A 17712-nucleotide genomic window follows, 5' to 3' on the forward strand; every position below is an offset into this window, starting at 1 on the left:
TTACGCGCTGGTGGCGCGCATGGCCCGATATTCCCGCCGCACGATGTCCATCAGTTCAGCCACCGATGTATTGGCGCTGTGCTGTTCGTATGTCACGCGGCCTCGCTGCATCAACATGATGCGATCCGCTATATCGAGCGTCTGCGCATAGTTGTGCATGATCATGATAATCGATAGGCCGCCTTTTTCCTTCAAACGCATGATGAGATCGATGATCAGACCCGCTTCCCGTGCGCCCATCGCGGCGAGCGGCTCATCGAGCAGGAGGATTTTGGCGTTCGAATGGACGGCGCGCGCCACCGCGATGGCCTGGCGCTGGCCGCCCGAAAGCCGCTCCACAGGCAGATCCACAGAAGGCACGTGCACGCCGATGTCGTCGAGCAGTTGCGCCGCACGCGCACGCATCTGCTTGTGGTCGAGCAGTCTGAAGGGGCCGCGCCGCACGATCTCGCGGTTCAGGAACATGTTGTGATAAATGCTCAGCGAATTGGCGAGCGCGAGGTCCTGATAAACGCATTCGATGCCGAGCGAGCGCGCATGATCCACCGAGCGCAGCAGCGTTTCGGCGCCGTCGATCTGCAGCGTGCCGCTTGTCTGCTGGTGAAAACCCGTGAGGATTTTCACGAGCGTGGACTTGCCCGCGCCGTTGTCGCCGAGAATGCCGAGGATTTCGCCGCGGCCGAGCGTGAGCGAGACGCCGTCGAGCGCCGTGACCGCGCCGAAGCGCTTCACGATGTTGTCGCCGCGCACGGCGAGCGGGGCGTCGGCTGTGGCGCTTGCCCCGCTCATACCGGCCGGGGAGGCTTGCGATTCGTCCATCATCGGCTCCCTTTGCGGCGCAGGCGCCCAACGTGGATGTTGAAGATCATGGCCGCGAGAATGGCGGCGCCAAGAATGATGTTGAACGTGAATGCGTTGATGCCGATGAGGGTAAAGCCGTCGTTGAGAATGCCGAGCACCGCCGCGCCGATCAGGCCGCCCACGATCGTGCCCGAGCCGCCCGTGAGCGGCGTGCCGCCGATCACGGCCGACGCCACGGCGAGGAACATGATCTGGTTGCCGCCGGCCTGCGGGTCGATCGAGGTGATGCGAAAGCCTTCCAGAATGCCGGTGAAGCCCGCGAGCACGGCGGCAATGATGAAGTTGCCAAGGCGCAGACGGTTCACATGAATACCGGCTTCGCTCGCGCCTAGCGGATTCGCGCCCGCCGCCTGCGTATGCAGGCCCCAGCGCGTGTGGCGCAACAGCACGTGCATGGCGAACGCGATCGCCACCGTCCAGAGGATCTCGCTATAGCCCCACGCACCCATGAAGGCCGCGAACTCGGGCGAGCCCGGCGTCTGCACCGGCGTGCCGCGCGAGACCGTGAGCGTGATGCCGTTGATGAGAAAGAGCGTGCCGAGCGTGGTGACGAACGAGGGCAGCCGCAGCCACACGGTCACGGCGCCATTGACGAAGCCGATGATCGCCGCGGCCACGAGCCCCGCGATGACAGCGAGCCACATGGGCGCGCCGGCGTCGTTGGCGAACACCATCATGAACGGCGCGAAGGCGAACACCATGCCTGCCGAGAGATCGATGTCGCCGCCGATCATCAGCATGATTTCGCCGAACGCGATGATCGCCACCGGCGCGATGAACTGCGAGAGGTTGACGAGACTCGCGTTGGTGAGCAGAAAATCGCGGTTGGAAAATTCGAAGTACGCCGCGAGGATCACCGCTACGAGCAAAATGCGCAGCTCGGGCGCCCACGCGGAGAGCCATTGCCCGCGCGGGCGGGCAGCCCGCGCGGAGACTTCTGCCTTGCCGGTTTCGTTCACAGAGTTCATTACGCGTCGTTCATTGCCCGTGGGTCGTTACGACTTGATCCCGCCGCTCATCGGCACGATTTGCGGCTTGGTGGTCTTGCCTTCGTAACGCGTCGAGGTATTCAGGTACGGCTCGACGGTGTCCTTCGTCACGAACTTCAGGCCCGTGTTCGTATCGGCCGGGCCGACCAGGCCGCCCGATGCGAGCGTCACGAACGCCTGCATGACCGTATAGAAGCCCTGCACGTACGGTTGCTGGTCGATCGTGAAGTCGAGGAAGCCTTCGTGAATGAGCTGGACCGTCGTGGGCAGCAGGTCGAAGCCGCCGCCATGCACGCCCTTCGCGGGCAGGTTCGATTCCTTCATCACCTGTGCCACGCCCTGGGTGCTGCCCGCGTCCACGGCGAACATGCCCTTCACGTCCTGGTGGCCGAGATAGAACGACTTGATCTTCGAAAGCTCTTCGTTGACGGTCGCGCCCGTGGCCACGGTCTGGATGTCGATCTTCTTGCCGGACTTCTTGATGGCGTCGCTCGCACCGTCCAGGCGCGGCTGGATGTTGAGCTGGCCGGGCGTGGCGATGAAGAGCGCAACCATGCCGCTGTCGATGAGGCTCACGATGCGCTCGCCCATCTGGTAGCCCGAGAGATACAGGTCCTGGCCGATATAGGCGAGGCGCGGATTCTTCTTTCCGCGCGGCGCATCGGCGTTATAGGCGAAGACCGGGATGCCCGCGTCGAGCGCCGCCTGAATGGGCTTGTCGAAGGCGGTGGGGTCGACGATCGGCACCGCGATCGCGTCGGCTTTGGCCGCAATGGCCGAATTCACGGCGCGCACCATTTCGCCTGCGTCGGACGTGGCGGAGCCTGTCCACTGATAATCCATGTTGAGCAGCGAGCAGGCGTCCTGAATGCCGTATTGCGTCGGCACGAAGAACGGATTCGTGGTGACGTGATTGACGAACACGATCTTCCACTTCTTGTGCGAAGGGAACCCCGATTCGGCCGCCTGCGCCGTGGAAATCAATCCGCCGCCGCCCACGGCGCCGAGCAGCGAAAGCGCCGCGCCCAGTCCCGCACCCTGCATCAGGCCGCGCCGGCCCGTGTCGATCAAGCTCTTGCCGTCTTTTGCGTCATCCCGATCCTGCGCCATGTCTTCCTCCGGTCTTGTCTTCGTGGTCGATGTAGTCGACTTTTCGTCGAAAAGCGTGCAGATACTGGCCAGTACCGGGGTTCGCGTGCGCATGGCGCTCATTGAATCGAGTCATCACGCGCGAGACATCCGTAGCGAACGCGGGTTCGCCAGGCGCCGACGGTACCGCAAAAATCTTAGTGCAGCGTGATGAGGCCTCCTAATCGATGTATACCCGTAACTAATCCATAAGGCCGCAGCGACGATGACAAGCGCCTTACGCGCCGCCCTTCGCTTCCTGCATGTGTGGCGGCGGGCTGGCGAGCTTGGCCTGGTCCATCGGCGTGGCGGTTTGCGTGCGCGGACCGGCAGTGCGCGGCGCGCCGCGTCCCGTGCCGGTGGACTTGCGGCGCGCGGCATGGCGCTCTGTCGCGCGCTGCATGAGGCAGAACGCGCAGAGCAGCGCGCCGATCACAATGCGCGTCCACCACGAACTGAGCGTGCCGTCGAAGGTAATGAGCGTCTGGATCGTGCCGAGGATGCCCACGCCGAACACCGAGCCGATCACATAGCCCACGCCGCCCGTGAGCAGCGTGCCGCCAATCACCGTTGCCGCAATGGCGTCGAGTTCCATGCCTTGCGCCTGCAGCCCGTAACCCGAGAGCACATAGAGCGTGAACACCACGCCTCCGAGCGCCGAGCAAAAGCCCGAGAGCGCGTACACGCCGATCTTGGTGCGCGCGACCGGCAGGCCCATGAGCAGTGCGGAGCGCTCGTTGCCGCCGATCGCGTAGACGTTGCGCCCAAAGCGCGTGAAGTGCGCGATGACGATGCCCGCAACGAGCATGGCGATGGCCGTGAGCGACCCCGTGGTGAGCGAGCCGCTGCCTACGGGGATGTTGAATTCGGAGAGCGCGTGAAAGCCGGGGTCGTTGATCTGGATGGATTCGGTGGTGATGAGAAAGCACGTGCCGCGCGCGAGGAACATGCCCGCAAGCGTGATGATGAAAGGCTGCAGCCGGAAGAAGTGGATCAGCGCGCCCATTGCCGCGCCGTAGAGCGCGCCGCAGAGCAGCACAAGCGGCACGACCACGAGCACGGGCCAGTGCAGCTTTTCGGTGCCCACGGCGCAGAGAATCGTGGTGAGCGCGACCACCGCGCCCACCGAAAGATCGATGCCGCCGGAGATGATCACGAACGTCATGCCGATGGCGACGATCAGCAGGAACGCGTTATCGACCAGCAGGCCGAACGCCACCTGCAGCGAGAAGAACCCGGTGTACATGACCGAGCCGAAGCCGAACAGCACGGCAAAGAGCACGACGGTCACGACGATGGGCAGCACGCGCGGATCGACGAAGCGGGTCGCGCCGCGCCGGCACGCTGCGAGCGTGTTCGAGAATGACAGGGCAGGGCGGTTCATGCTCGGCTTCCCCCGTATGGGTGCGCTTCGTGCTCAGGCGCGCGCGCGGCGTGCGAGAGCAATACGCTTGAGTTGTTGGAACGCGAAGGTGCGCGCGGCGGGCGACTGGATCAGGCACACGAGCAGCACGACCACGGCCTTCACGACGAGCGTGGCCTCGGGCGGCACGCCGATCGAATAGGTGGTGTAGGTGAGCGTCTGAATGATGAGCGCGCCGAGCACCGTGCCCGCCAGGCTGAAGCGCCCGCCCAGCAGCGACGTGCCGCCGAGCGTCACCGCGAGAATGGCGTCGAGTTCGAGCAGCAGGCCCGCGTTGTTGCCGTCCGCGCTGCGCACGTTCGAACTGATGAGAATGCCGGCAATCGCTGCGGTCACGCCGCAAAACGCGTACGCGCCGAACACCACGGCTTGCGACGACAGCCCCGCGAGGCGCGCAGCCACCGGATTCACGCCGATCGAGCGGATGAAGAGCCCAAGCGCCGTGCGGTTGACAATGAGCGCGGTGAGCACGGTCACGGCGAGCGCGATCCACACGGCGCACGGAATGAGCGCGAAATAGCCGCCTCCCGCGAACAGATAGCCCGGCGCGCCGATCGGGATGATCTGGCCGCCCGTGAGCAACTGCGCCACGCCGCGCCCCGCCACCATGAGAATGAGCGTGGCGATGATCGGCTGCATGCCGACGAACGCGACGAGCAGCCCGTTCCAGATGCCTGCAAGCAGACCCACGGCGAGCGCCGCGCCGAACGCCATGCCCACGCGCGAAGGATCGGCGGAGAGCACGGTGGCGGCCGCTGCACCCGCAATCGCCACGACGGCGCCCACGGAAATGTCGATGCCGCGCGTGGCGATCACGAGCGTCATGCCGAGCGACACCACGACGAGCGGCGCGGCGCGCATGAGAATGTCGATGGGCGCGCCGAACAGGTGGCCGCCCAGCATCGTGATCGAGAGGAAGTTGCCGCGATGCGCAACATCGACGACGAAAAGGGCGATGAGCGTGACCGCGGGCCACACCAGCGGATGCCGGAGGACGAGCGAGAGCCAGGCGGGAAGGGCGGGGCGCGTCATCGACGGTCTCCGGCAATGAGGTCGTAGACTTCGTGCTCCGAGCGCGCCGCGCCCGAAAGCTCGGCCACCTTGCGGCGGTCGCGCAGCACGGCAATGCGATCGCTCACGCGCACCACTTCGCTGATCTCCGACGAAATGAACAGGATGCCGAGGCCTTTCGCGCAAAGCGCGCGCACGCGGTCCATGATTTCGAACTTGGCGGCGACGTCGATGCCGCGCGTGGGTTCGTCGAGTATCAACAAACGCGGCCGGGTCGCGAGCCAGCGCGCGAGCAGCACCTTTTGCTGATTGCCGCCCGAAAGCAGACCGATGGGCTGCTCGGCATCGCGCGCCTTGATGCCGAGTTGCTCGATATATTCGTTGGCCAGTTCGCGCTGGCGCGAGCGCCGGATCATGCGCCACCAGCCCAGTTGCGCCTGCAGCGCGAGCACGATGTTCTCGCGAATCGACAGATCGGCGACGATGCCTTCCTTCTTGCGGTCTTCAGGACAATAGGCCATGCCGTGACGCACGGCGTCGCGCGGCGAGGAAAGCTTCACGGGCTTGCCGTTGATGTGCACCGTGCCAGCATCGGCTTTATCCGCGCCGAAAAGCAGGCGCGCGGTTTCGGTGCGGCCCGAGCCGAGCAGGCCTGCCAGGCCCAGAATCTGGCCCGGCTGCACTTCGAGATCGAGCGGATTGAGCACGCCGCGGCGCGCCACGCCTTGCGCGGCGAGATACGGTTCGGCATTCGTTGCCGCCGTTTCGCTGTGCGCGGCTTCGGCGTGCGTGAGCCGCTCGCCTGCGTTCTGCAGGCCCACCATCTTCGCGACTAGCGTTTGCACCGGCAGATCGGCCGCGAGATAGTCGCCTTCACGCTCGCCGTTGCGCATCACCGTGATGCGATCGGAAATGGCGTAGGTTTGCTCCAGAAAGTGCGTGACGAACAGAATCGCAATGCCCGACGCTTTCAGCTTGCGCAACACGTCGAACAGGCGCGCGACTTCGCCTTCGTCGAGGCTCGAAGTCGGTTCGTCGAGAATCAGAATGCGCGCATCGACGGACACGGCGCGCGCAATCGCCACCATCTGCTGCATGGCGATCGGGTAGGTGTCGAGCGACTGCGTGACGTCGAGCGAGAGATTCAGTTCCGCGAGCGCTTCTTCAGCGCGGCGATGAATCGTTTTCCAGTCGATCAGGCCGCGCTTGCGCGGCTGGCGGCCCGCGAAAATGTTCTCGGCAACCGAGAGGTTGGGGCAGAGATTGACTTCCTGGTAGAGCGTCTGGATGCCGGCGGCCTCCGCCATCTGCGGCGTCGGGAAGTGCACCGCCTGGCCCGCGAGGCGTATCTCGCCAGCCTCGGGCTGGTGCACGCCGGTCAGCACGTTGATGAGCGTGGACTTGCCGGCGCCGTTCTGCCCCATCAGCGTATGAATTTCGCCGGGGTACAGACGAAAATCGACCCGGTCGAGCGCGCGCACGCCGGGGAAGGTTCGGGTAAGACCGACGGTTTCGAGTATCGGGGAAACGCTCATGGGCAACCGTGAAAGAGGCCAGCGCAAGCCCGTTATTCATGTGAACAGGCCCTCGAGCGCGCGGGGCGCCTCGTGAACCCTTTAAATACTAAGGGCTACGAAGCACACCGCGCCGCTTGCACCGAGTTTAGTACTTGCGCGTCGGCAGCACCTGCGCCGCCACGTCCATCGGGAACACCGTTTCGTTCGTCACGATGCGCTTGGGCAACTGCTTGCCCGCCACCACGTCTTTCACGGCGCTCATGAGTTGCGGCCCGAGCAACGGGCTGCACTCGACGTCAACATTCATCTTGCCGGCGATCATCGCCTCGAAGCCGCCCTTGGTGGCGTCGAACGACACGACGCTGATGTCCTTGCCCGGCTTCATGCCGGCTTCTTCCATGGCCTGGATCGCGCCGAGCGCCATGTCGTCGTTATGCGCGTAGACCACGTTGATCTTGTTTCCATAGGTCTTCGCGAACGCTTCCATGACCTGCTTGCCGCCAGCCAGCGTGAAGTCGCCGCTTTGCGACGCGATGATCTTGAACTTCGGATCGTTCTTGATCACTTCCATGAGGCCCGAGTGACGGTCGTTGGCCGGTGCGGAACCCACCGTGCCCTGCAGCTCGACGATATTGATCGGGCCGGGGTTGTCCTTGTAGTGCTCTTCAAGCCACTTGCCCGCGCGGCGGCCTTCTTCCATGAAGTCCGAGCCGATCATCGTCACGTAGAGCGACTGGTCTTTCACGTCGATGTTGCGGTCCGTGAGAATCACGGGAATCTTGGCGCGCTTGGCCTCCTGCAGCACCGGCTCCCAGCCCGATTCGACCACGGGCGAGAACGCGATCACGTCCACCTTCTGGGCGATATACGAGCGAATCGCCTTGATCTGGTTTTCCTGCTTTTGCTGGGCGTCCGAGAACTTGAGGTTGATGCCGGCGTCTTTCGCGGCCTGTTTGACCGACACCGTGTTTGCCGTGCGCCAGGCGCTTTCCGCGCCGACCTGCGCAAAACCTAGCGTGATCTGCTTGTCTTCGGCGTGTGCAACACCCGCCGCCAACGAGAAAGCGGCCGCCGCAGCGACCAGCCCGCCTACCATGCGTGTTGCCAGTTTCATGCGTGTCTCCGATGTAGCTCTGTGCGTTGTATTTCTTTAATTCATGGCGCTACACCCGCGTCCATCACGGCCGGACAGTATCACGAGAAGTATCGCGCCATCCCTGGCCTCCGGTTATATCCTTTCGATATACCGTTGGCCGCCCCTGCTGACCACAATAGACAAACTATATGCAACGTCAGGAACGGTTTCGATTAGCGTTTTCCCGATAAGCCTGACTCATATAGTCATGCTATTTATTGGACTTTCTCACTAAGTGGGCAAAGCCATGAACACCCGTAAGCCCAAGCTTCGCTCGGCCGCGTGGTTCGGCACCACGGACAAAAACGGCTTCATGTACCGGAGCTGGATGAAGAATCAGGGAATTCCGGATCACGAATTTGCCGGCAAGCCGATTATCGGCATTTGCAATACGTGGTCGGAACTCACACCCTGTAATGCGCACTTTCGCAAGCTCGCCGAGCATGTCAAGCGAGGCATCTACGAAGCCGGCGGATTTCCTGTCGAGTTTCCTGTGTTTTCGAACGGCGAGTCGAACCTGCGGCCCACGGCCATGTTCACGCGCAACCTCGCATCGATGGATGTTGAGGAATCCATACGAGGCAATCCCGTCGATGCGGTCGTGCTGCTCGTAGGTTGCGACAAGACCACGCCGGCGTTGCTGATGGGCGCGGCGAGCTGCGACGTGCCGGCGATTGCCGTGACGGGCGGCCCGATGCTCAACGGCAAGCACGAAGGGCGCGATATCGGCTCGGGCACCGTGGTGTGGCAACTGAGCGAGCAGGTGAAGGCGGGCAAGATTTCGATCCACGAGTTCATGTCGGCGGAGTCGGGCATGTCGCGTTCGGCGGGCACGTGCAACACCATGGGCACGGCTTCGACCATGGCGTGCATGGCCGAAGCGCTCGGCGTTACGCTGCCGCACAACGCCGCGATTCCGGCTGTGGACGCGCGCCGCTACGTGCTCGCGCATATGTCGGGTATGCGCATTGTGGAGATGGCGCTTGAGGACCTGCGTCTGTCGAAGCTGCTCACGCGCGAAGCGTTCGAGAACGCGATTCGCACGAACGCGGCCATCGGCGGCTCGACGAATGCGGCGATCCACCTGAAGGCGATTGCGGGCCGCATAGGCGTGCCGCTCGAACTCGACGACTGGACGCGCATTGGCCGCGGCACGCCGACCATCGTCGATCTGCAGCCCTCGGGCCGCTTCCTGATGGAGGACTTCTATTACGCGGGCGGCTTGCCTGCCGTGTTGCGGCGCCTCGGCGAAGCAAACTTGTTGCCGCATCCCGACGCGCTTACCGCCAACGGCAAAACGCTCTGGGAAAACGTGCGCGAAGCGCCCATTCATAACGCCGAAGTCATTCGCCCGCTCGACAATCCGCTCGTGCAGGACGGCGCGTTGTGCGTGCTGCGCGGCAACCTCGCGCCGAACGGCGCGGTGCTGAAACCTTCGGCGGCCACGAAAAAACTGTTGAAGCATCGCGGGCCCGCGGTGGTATTCGAGAACTTTGACGACTACAAGGCGCGCATCGCCGACCCCGAACTCGACGTCACGGCCGATTCCGTGCTCGTCATGAAGAACTGCGGGCCCAAGGGTTATCCGGGCATGGCCGAGGTGGGCAACATGGGCTTGCCGCCGAAGCTGCTCGCGCAAGGCGTGACCGACATGGTGCGCGTGTCGGACGCGCGCATGAGCGGCACGGCGTATGGCACGGTGGTGCTGCACGTCGCCCCTGAAGCGCGCGCAGGCGGGCCGCTTGCGATCGTGCGCGACGGCGACTGGATCGAGCTGGACTGCGAGAAGGGCGTGCTGCGCATGGATATCGGCGACGAGGCGATCGCTGCGCGGCTCGCCGAATGGGCCGCGAATCAGCAGCCCATTCCCGCCGATCGCAGCGGTTATCGCAAGCTCTACGTCGAGCACGTGCTGCAGGCCGACGAGGGCTGCGATTTCGACTTCCTGGTGGGCTGCCGCGGCTCGGACGTGCCGAGCCATTCGCATTGACCTCTCTCGCGCGGAACTTGCGTTGCGGCAGACGTAGGTTCCCGTCCTTGCATCGAAAATTAAAACTTCGACGAGTCTTTGTCGGCGTTTCCCTACCTTCGTTTTCCTGATTGTTTAAGGTCTTGCGCAACGTTTGATCGTGTGCACGCAAAGGCTTGTCATGCGTCATATGCGGCGGTCAACGCGAAAACATGGGTCGCGTTAAGCGGAGGCCAGCCGGCGGGCTGGCGCCTGTGACCTATTCAGCCATTCGCGGAGATTCGCCATGAAACAACGATGCATGCCAACCCGTCTTCGCTCATGGCGATGGCGCACGAGCGCGGCGGGCGCACTCGCCGCGCTGGGGCTGCTTTCGGGCTGTGTCGCCCAGCGGCCGTTCAGCATGCCCAGTTACGAAGCCGGGGCATGTGTGAGCGCCGCCGCCGGTTACTACTGCGTGCAGCCCGGCGATTCGCTCGACTCGATTGCGACTTCGTTCGGGCGGCGGCCTGGCGAGATTGCGCAATGGAACGCTATGGAGGCGGCTTCCACCGTGCGTGCAGGGCAGATGCTGCGCGTGGGGCCGCCGTCGGGCGTTGCGAGCGTTTCGCCCGCGCCGCCGTTCGCGGCCGCGCAGCCTGAGGGCGCCGCGAATCGCTTCGTCTGGCCAGTTGCAGGCACCGTGGTGCGCGAGTTCGGTGCGCAAGGTTCGCGCGGCATCGAGATCGCCGCGCGCCCCGGCACGCCGGTCAAGGTAGTGGATGGCGGCCGGATCGTCTACGCCGGCGACAAAATCAAGCAATACGGCCTCATGGTCATCGTAAAGCACGACGACCACTTCGTCACCGCGTATGGCAACAACCGCCGGCTCATGGTGGCCGAAGGCGCGAGCGTGCCGCGCGGCACGACCATCGCCGAGATGGGGACGGGCCGCGACGGCCAGGCGGTGTTGCAGTTCGAAATGCGTGAGGATGGCCGCCCCGTGGACCCACTCGCGTATTTGCCGCCGGGGTCGGGGCCGGTCACGCCCTGATGGTGCCTTTCGATATGATTTGGAATCCGTAACAAATCGGCTGGCGCGCAAAAGCGCAACCGTCAGGCCGCTTTTGGCGCACGCTCATCGACGCCGAGGCAGTCCAGGCCCAGAAGCGTGGCCTCGACGGCTTCGTCGAGCGGCGTATGAGGCTCGCGCCCGAGTTCCCTCACGAGCCGGGCGTTGTCGAGCTGCAACGGCTCGCGCCACAAATAGCGCATCTCCATCAGTTCGCGCAGCGTCGTCACGAAGGGCGAGATGGCGCGCACGAAGGCCCAGGCGAAGGGCTTGCTTTGCGGCTTCAGCCCGTGATTGCGGGCGACGCGGCAAATCGCTTCGACGATCTGCGAGCCGTCGGCGTCCCAATGGCCGGCCATGTGGAACGTCGCGAACGCGGGCAGCGTGTCGCGCTTCCCGATCAGTTCGAGCATCGTGCGCGCGACGTCGGGCACGTACGACCACGCGTGGCCCACGCCGCGCGTACCAGGCTGGCGCACGACCTGCACCGGCGCGCCACGCTTCACGAGCCCTTGCGCAAACCAGCTATTGCCCACGCGCGGCCCGAAAAAGTCACCCGCACGCACGACGATCGAGCGCACGCCATGCTCGCTCGCGGCCCGCATGCGCCGCTCCAGTTCCACACGAATCGCGCCCTTGCGCGTGAGCGGCTGCTGCGGCGAGTCCTCGCGCAGCAACGGGAAGGTGTCGGGCCCGAAGTTGTAGACCGTGCCAGGCAGCACGACGGTCGCGCCCGCGGCGGCCGCGGCGGCGAGCGTGTTGTCGATCATCGGCAGCACGACCTGCGCCCAGCGCCGGTAGCCTGGCGGGTTCACCGCGTGCACGATCACCGAACAACCCTGCGCTGCGCGTACCACTGCTTCGTGCGAGAGCACGTCGCCGTCGAGCCATTCGATCGCGCTTGCCGCAACGGCACCCGTGGCCGGCGCGCCGCCGCGCCGCAGCGCGCGGACTTGCCAGCCGGCGTCGAGCAACTGGCGCGCGACCTCGCTGCCGATTCCGCCGTTTGCGCCAAGCACGAGCGCGCGGTTCTGTCGATGGATGGGGCTGGCGTTCATGCCGGTTCTCCTTGCGGGTGAGCTGTCATGAAGGGCATTCTGCGCCGCTTGCCGTCAATAGAAAATTGCCGAAAATAGGCGATAGGCTATACATTTACGTATAGCCTGCGATCTGAATAGGGAACCGGACATGGCCGACAAGGAACCGAACTGGGAGTGGTACAGGAGTTTTCTCCAGGTCCTGGAGAGCGGCTCGTTGTCGGCCGCCGCCCGCGCGCTGGGCATCACGCAGCCGACTGTCGGGCGGCACGTCGACAGTCTGGAAGGGGCGCTGGGACTCACGCTGTTTACCCGTTCGTCCGATGGATTTTCGCCAACCGCGGCGGCCAATGAACTGAGGCCGTACGCTGTCGACATCGCAATGACCACGGCCGCATTGCGCCGCGCGGCAAGCAGTCATGGGTCGGGCGTGCGCGGTACGGTGCGGCTGACGGCGAGCGAAGTCATCGGCGTTGAGGTTCTGCCGCCGATACTGGCAGCCCTGCGCCACGACTATCCGGAACTGTCGATCGAACTGGTGCTATCGAACAAGGCTGACGACTTGCTCCGTCGTGAAGCGGACATCGCGATACGCATGTTCCGGCCCGTGCAGGAGGCGCTGGTCGCCAAACGGATTGGCGCGATCGAAGTCGGCTTGCACGCCCACGAACGCTATCTGGCGCTTCATGGCGCGCCCAAGTCGATGAAAGAGTTGGCGCGCCATACGATCATCGGCTTCGATCAGGAAAACGCGTTCATTCGCTCGCTCCAGTCCAGGTTTCCGGCCTACAACCGCAACAGCTTTGCATTTCGGGCCGACAGCGATCTTGCCCAGTTGGCCGCGATACGCGCGGGTTTCGGTATTGGCGGGTGCCAGTCGCCATTGGCAGCAAAAGACCCGAAACTGGTCCGTGTTCTGCGCAAGGAGTTCTCGCTGACGCTCGATACGTGGGTGGCGATGCATGAGGACTTACGCACGAGCGCGCGCTGCGCCGTGACCTTTGCAGCGCTTGCGTCGGGGCTGAATGCGTATATCCAGGGACAAGGCGCGTAGCGGCCGCCTCAACGCGGCGCGCGTCCGGCCCGCGCATACGAAGCCAGCATCGTCGCGAGTTCCTGCGCGGCAGGCGTGAGCGGCACGGCCGCGCGCTGGAGCAGACAAACCTGCTGCGCCGCCGGCCGCTCGGCGATCTTGATGCGGGCAAGCCGTTCGGCAAACGGCCCGCGCCGCGCGACCACCGACGACTCCAGCGCAAGGCAATCCGTCTCGCTGACCCAATGCAGCGTTTCGAAAAGCCCCTCAACCGTCGCGACGATGCGCGGCGGCGGCAAGCCGTGGTCGGTGAAGAACGTCGTGAGCCGGCTCGAAGCGAAGGCGTCCGCGATATTGGGCGAGCGCGTTGCGAGCCAGTCGCAATGCGTGAGCGCGCGCAGCGAGCGCGCGCCCGCCTTCGGATGGTCGCGGCGGCAAACGACCACCGGGTCCGACGGGTAAAGCTCCGTCACCGAAAGATCGGTCGTATCGGTCTGGTCCGAAACGAGCGCGAGCGCGAAATCGAGCGTGCCTTCGCGGATCCACGAAATCATCATGCGTGAGGTGCCCGTGCGCAGGCGCAGCGCCACGCGCGGAAACCGCGTGCTGTACTGGCCGAGCACGGGCACGAGCGCGTCCATGAGCGGGTCGGTCGTGAGGCCGAACGCCACTTCGCCCGCGTAGTCGCCGCGCAACTGCTGCGCCTCTTCGCTTGCGCGCTCGCACTCGCCGAGAATCGACGCCGCGCGCACCAGCAGGCGCTGCCCGAGCACCGTGAGTGTCACGCCGCGATTCGTGCGCGTGAGCAGGGCGCCGCCCAGTTCGGCTTCGAGATTCTGCAGCTGCTGCGTCACGCCGCTTTGCGCCACGCCGAGCGCGCGCGAGGCCGCCCGCACACTGCCGCGCTGGGCGACGGCGACGAAAACACGCAACTGGGAAAGCGTGAGACTCATGGGCGACGATTTTCGGTGATCGGTAGATGTGATCATGATAGATGAATCCGGGCTTTTCCCGAACGCTGCGGCGTCCTACCATCGGGCGGGCAAGAGACTCCCTACTTTCCGCCGCCGTTCATCACGCGTTCATCATGAAAAAAATCCCGTCGATCTTGCTTTCCCTTGCACTGGCCTTGAGCAGCGGTGCCTTCGCACGCGAGGGCGACACCGTGCGCCTCGGCATTGATCCGACTTATCCGCCCATGGACGCCAAGGCGCCCGACGGCTCGCTCAAAGGATTCGACGTCGATCTCGGCAACGAGATTTGCCGCCGCATTCACGCGCGTTGCCAGTGGGTCGAACTGGAGTTCTCGGGCATGATCCCGGCGCTGCAGGCGCGCAAGATCGACGCGATCATGTCGTCGATGGCGATCACCGCGAAGCGCGAGCAGCAAATTCTCTTCACGTCGAAGCTATTCCAGTTCAAGTCGCGGCTCGTCGCGCGCAAGGGCGCCCCGTTTGGCGCTACCGCGCAGTCGCTGGCCGGCAAGTCGGTCGGCGTGCAGTCGGGCACGCAGTTCGAGACGTATGCGCTCGCGAACTGGGCGCCGGCGGGCGTGCACGTGGTCACCTACAAGAGCCAGGAGGAGGTATTTGCCGACCTCGTCAACGGCAGGCTCGACGCTGCGTTGCTGGGCTATGTCGAAGCCGACTACGGCTTCCTGCGCACGCCGCAGGGCAACGGCTTCGCGTTTGCCGGCGGCCCGATTGCGATGGGCGACCGCGGCACGGGCATCGGCATGCGCAAGGACGAAACGGCGCTTGCCACGCAGATGAACGACGCGATTGCGGGCATGCTGAAGGACGGCACCTACGCGCAGATCGCGCGCCGCTATTTCGACTTCGATCCGTACGGCAACTGAGCCGCCGCACACTTCGCCGCTCACTTATTTGAAACCGCATTAAATCCATGAACCAGCAATCGACTCCGCTTTTGAGCGCCACGCCGGGCACGCACCGCGAACTGACCAGCTTCCATTTCGGCCCCGCCGACGCGCACCAGAAGATCTATATCCAGGCGTCGCTTCACGCCGACGAAACGCCCGCCATGCTGGCGGCAGTGTTGTTGCGCGCGCAGCTGGCGGAACTCGAGGCGCAAGGCGCACTCGCCGCGCAAGTGGTGCTCGTGCCGCTCGCCAATCCCGTGGGTTTGAATCAGCACGTGCTCGGCCAGTTCATCGGCCGGTTCGATCTTGCGAGCGGCAAGAACTTCAACCGCCATTTCCACGCGTTTCCCAAGCTGCTCGCACGCGCGAAGGAGACGCTCGGGGCGGACGTCGATCGCAACCGCGATCTGATCCGGCAGCTGATGCGCGAAGCGCTGGACGCGCAGGCGCCGCTCACGGAATTCGACTCGCTGCAGTTGGCGCTGTTGAGACTCTCGCACGACGCCGATCTCATCATCGACCTGCATTGCTCGCTCGAAGCGGTTATGCACGTGTACACGAGCGAGGCCGGCTGGCCCGATGTCGAGCCGCTCGCCCGCTACCTCGGCTCGCGCGCGCAGCTGCTGGCGACCGACTCCGGCGCGCAGGCATTCGACGAGGCGCATAGCCTGCTGTGGTGGCAACTGCGTCAACAGATGCCGGCCACGCAGCCCGTGCCCGCCGGCCCCACTGCGGTGACGGTCGAGTGCCGCGGCCAGCGCGACGTGTCGTGGGAAAGCGCGCAGCAGGACACCGATGCGCTGATCGACTACCTGCGCTGGCGCGGCGCGCTCGTCGGCGGCGACGTGAAGCCGCTGCCGGAACTGCTGATGCCGGCCACGCCGCTCGCCGGCAGCGCGCAATTCTATGCGCCGCGCAGCGGCATTCTCGTGCACCGCGCGAAGATCGGCGACTGGATCCGCGAGAACGACCCGCTCTTCGATATCGTCGACCCGATGACAGGCGAGACGCAGACGGTGAAGAGCACCGCGGAAGGCGTGTTCTATATGCGAAGGGCGATTCGCTTTGTCACGGCCGGTGCGCCTCTCGGCCGTGTAACGGGCACGCGGCCGATACGCAGCGGCGTGCTGCTCGGGGCTTGAGGCGAGGGGATGCCCGTCAGGCTTGACGGGTTTTGTGCATCGGCACGATCACGCGCACCCAGAGTCCGCCCTCGGGGTGATTGCCGATCTTGAGCTTCGCGTTGCACAGGCGCGCAAGGCGCCGCACGATCGACAGGCCCATGCCCCAGTGCGAGTCGAGCCCGAGGCTTGCCGCGCGCGAGGCGAGCATCGGCGGCGCCAGCGTGCCGCCCTCGGGCAGGTTCGCGCCGGTGCCTTCGCCGTGATCCCGCACGCTCAAGGTCCACGAGCGCGGCCCGCGCGCCGTGCAGATTTCGATGGGCGGCTCGCCGTGCGCCTGCGCGTTGCCGACGAGATTGTCAACGAGCCGCACGAGCGCGGAGCGCGGCAGCGAGAACGCCTCGCCGGCGTCGAGGCGAAGCACGATGCTCGCGTCCGCGTTCGCGCCGTAGACGAACCGGTCCTTCAGATACGCGTCTACGTTCACCGGCGCATGATTCGCGCCGCCCTGGCCGGCGGTGTCGACGAACTGGCGCGCGAGATCCTGAAAGAGGTCGATGTCCTCGACGAGGGCCACGCGCAGATTCCAGCGCGTGACGGTCATGGCATAAGCGCGCAGCCGCGCAACCCGCGATTCGACCTGCCGCAGGAAGGCGGCGAACGTGGCCGACTGGTCTTCGACCGTGCCGCTGCGGCGGCACAACAGATCGCCGATCGCGCGGGCGAGGCCGTGCAGTTTGCGCGGGCAGTCCACGAGCGTGGGGGCGGGCCCGGTGCCGCTCGTCGCGATGCGCAGCGTCGCAATCATGACGAGCAGATCATGGCGTACCGTCCGTAGCCACCAGGCGCGCAGCGCGAGCAGAACCACGCAGAGCGCCGCCATGAGCGCCACGAATCGCGCATCGAACCAGCGGGCGACTGTTTTCAGGCGCGTGACGCCGGACGAGCAGGCTTCGCGCAGATACGAGCCGTTCGGCGCCGCCCCCGCATGCGGTGCCCAAATGGCATCGCGCAAATGCGGCAACGCCTCGCCGCCTAGGTCGACAATGGTCGGTTTGATCGACACCAACGGGGCGATCCCACGCACGCTCGCGCCTTGCGCGGCCAGTTCCAGTTGCAGTTCGGCTTCCTGCTGCTGTGAGGCGTGCGTCGCGGCGGCCGGATCGAATGCCGTTTTGCCGAAATTCAAGGGCGAGTCGGCATCGAGATATCGAAAACCGGCTTGCAACAGCATCAACGACGCAATCCATAGCAGGAAAATGCGGGCAAACAAGACAATCACCTTTCTTTTTTTGACATCGAAGTTTGGTTTGCGCCTGCGGGCGCACGGTTGAGATAGCCGCAAATCCGGCTATGACGGGTATTGTCCTCGAAGCGCGAGAACTTCGATTCGTGGAAAAGCGCTGGAATATGCGCCGTTTTTCCCTTTGAGCGGCGCTGGTGGCGACTCGCCGAACAGTATTTGGGAAGGGAGGCGTCCGTGGCAGGCGCTCGAACGCGCGGTGATCGGGGTTCTTTCAGCCAGCGGGGTGGCGTGAGCATTCGGAGTCCTTGA

Annotated in this window: 15 protein-coding genes; 5 read left to right on the forward strand and 10 right to left on the reverse strand. The window is 64.9% G+C overall.

All coding sequences use genetic code 11. The features are described from left to right. The 7 genes from U5A65_RS29115 to U5A65_RS29145 all read right to left on the reverse strand — a co-directional run bounded on the left by U5A65_RS29115 (position 1) and on the right by U5A65_RS29145 (position 8043). Positions 1-819 (reverse strand): ATP-binding cassette domain-containing protein, encoded by an 819-nt coding sequence (locus U5A65_RS29115; protein WP_415765805.1) that lies wholly within the window; start codon positions 817-819, stop codon positions 1-3. Further along, positions 819-1829 carry an ABC transporter permease gene (locus U5A65_RS29120; RefSeq protein ID WP_321948655.1) on the reverse strand — a complete coding sequence of 337 codons (1011 nt, stop codon included), beginning with the start codon at positions 1827-1829 and terminating at the stop codon, positions 819-821. Before U5A65_RS29120 ends, U5A65_RS29115 begins: the two co-directional genes overlap by 1 nt. Positions 1830-1856: 27 nt before the next feature. Next, the gene (locus U5A65_RS29125; protein WP_158763405.1) at positions 1857-2960 is read right to left on the reverse strand and encodes a sugar ABC transporter substrate-binding protein; all 1104 of its coding nucleotides are present in this window, start codon (positions 2958-2960) and stop codon (positions 1857-1859) included. Positions 2961-3216: 256 nt separating this feature from the next. Then, positions 3217-4362 (reverse strand): galactofuranose ABC transporter, permease protein YjfF, encoded by a 1146-nt coding sequence (gene yjfF / locus U5A65_RS29130; protein WP_321914050.1) that lies wholly within the window; start codon positions 4360-4362, stop codon positions 3217-3219. 33 nt (positions 4363-4395) lie between these two features. Beyond that, positions 4396-5433, reverse strand: coding sequence for an ABC transporter permease (locus U5A65_RS29135; protein WP_321914049.1), 1038 nt, complete (start codon positions 5431-5433; stop codon positions 4396-4398). Beyond that, positions 5430-6947, reverse strand: a complete 1518-nt coding sequence (locus tag U5A65_RS29140; RefSeq protein ID WP_321948656.1) for a sugar ABC transporter ATP-binding protein — start codon at positions 6945-6947, stop codon at positions 5430-5432. The genes U5A65_RS29135 and U5A65_RS29140 overlap by 4 nt, the downstream gene beginning before the upstream one ends. A 127-nt stretch (positions 6948-7074) precedes the next feature. Then, positions 7075-8043 (reverse strand): ABC transporter substrate-binding protein, encoded by a 969-nt coding sequence (locus tag U5A65_RS29145; protein WP_415765808.1) that lies wholly within the window; start codon positions 8041-8043, stop codon positions 7075-7077. Positions 8044-8311: 268 nt separating this feature from the next. On the opposite strand from U5A65_RS29145, the gene U5A65_RS29150 reads away from it, so the two are divergent. Together U5A65_RS29150 and U5A65_RS29155 are read left to right on the forward strand one after the other, a co-directional pair. Then, positions 8312-10054 (forward strand): IlvD/Edd family dehydratase, encoded by a 1743-nt coding sequence (locus U5A65_RS29150; protein ID WP_321948657.1) that lies wholly within the window; start codon positions 8312-8314, stop codon positions 10052-10054. A 280-nt stretch (positions 10055-10334) separates the two neighbouring features. After that, the gene (locus tag U5A65_RS29155) at positions 10335-11066 is read left to right on the forward strand and encodes a peptidoglycan DD-metalloendopeptidase family protein (protein WP_321936678.1); all 732 of its coding nucleotides are present in this window, start codon (positions 10335-10337) and stop codon (positions 11064-11066) included. A 62-nt stretch (positions 11067-11128) separates the two neighbouring features. Here U5A65_RS29155 and U5A65_RS29160 read toward each other — a convergent pair whose 3' ends face one another. Next, positions 11129-12142, reverse strand: coding sequence for an NAD-dependent epimerase/dehydratase family protein (locus tag U5A65_RS29160; protein ID WP_321948658.1), 1014 nt, complete (start codon positions 12140-12142; stop codon positions 11129-11131). A gap of 130 nt (positions 12143-12272) precedes the next feature. On the opposite strand from U5A65_RS29160, the gene U5A65_RS29165 reads away from it, so the two are divergent. Further along, positions 12273-13175 carry a LysR family transcriptional regulator gene (locus tag U5A65_RS29165; protein WP_321948659.1) on the forward strand — a complete coding sequence of 301 codons (903 nt, stop codon included), beginning with the start codon at positions 12273-12275 and terminating at the stop codon, positions 13173-13175. Positions 13176-13183: 8 nt separating this feature from the next. Here U5A65_RS29165 and U5A65_RS29170 read toward each other — a convergent pair whose 3' ends face one another. Further along, the gene (locus U5A65_RS29170; RefSeq protein WP_321936713.1) at positions 13184-14107 is read right to left on the reverse strand and encodes a LysR family transcriptional regulator; all 924 of its coding nucleotides are present in this window, start codon (positions 14105-14107) and stop codon (positions 13184-13186) included. Between the two features lie 134 nt (positions 14108-14241). Here U5A65_RS29170 and U5A65_RS29175 point away from each other — a divergent pair, with 134 nt between their 5' ends. Both U5A65_RS29175 and U5A65_RS29180 read left to right on the forward strand, forming a co-directional pair. Continuing rightward, positions 14242-15012 (forward strand): transporter substrate-binding domain-containing protein, encoded by a 771-nt coding sequence (locus tag U5A65_RS29175; protein ID WP_321948660.1) that lies wholly within the window; start codon positions 14242-14244, stop codon positions 15010-15012. A 47-nt stretch (positions 15013-15059) separates the two neighbouring features. Further along, entirely contained in the window at positions 15060-16178 is a 1119-nt protein-coding gene (locus U5A65_RS29180; RefSeq protein WP_321948661.1) for a succinylglutamate desuccinylase/aspartoacylase family protein, read from the forward strand. Between the two features lie 16 nt (positions 16179-16194). On the opposite strand, the gene U5A65_RS29185 is transcribed toward U5A65_RS29180, so the two are convergent. Further along, entirely contained in the window at positions 16195-17430 is a 1236-nt protein-coding gene (locus tag U5A65_RS29185) for a sensor histidine kinase (protein ID WP_321948662.1), read from the reverse strand. Positions 17431-17712 lie beyond the last annotated feature (282 nt).

Origin of the sequence: Paraburkholderia sp. J10-1 (genome assembly GCF_905220165.1) — a bacterium.
Taxonomy (GTDB): Bacteria; Pseudomonadota; Gammaproteobacteria; order Burkholderiales; family Burkholderiaceae; genus Paraburkholderia.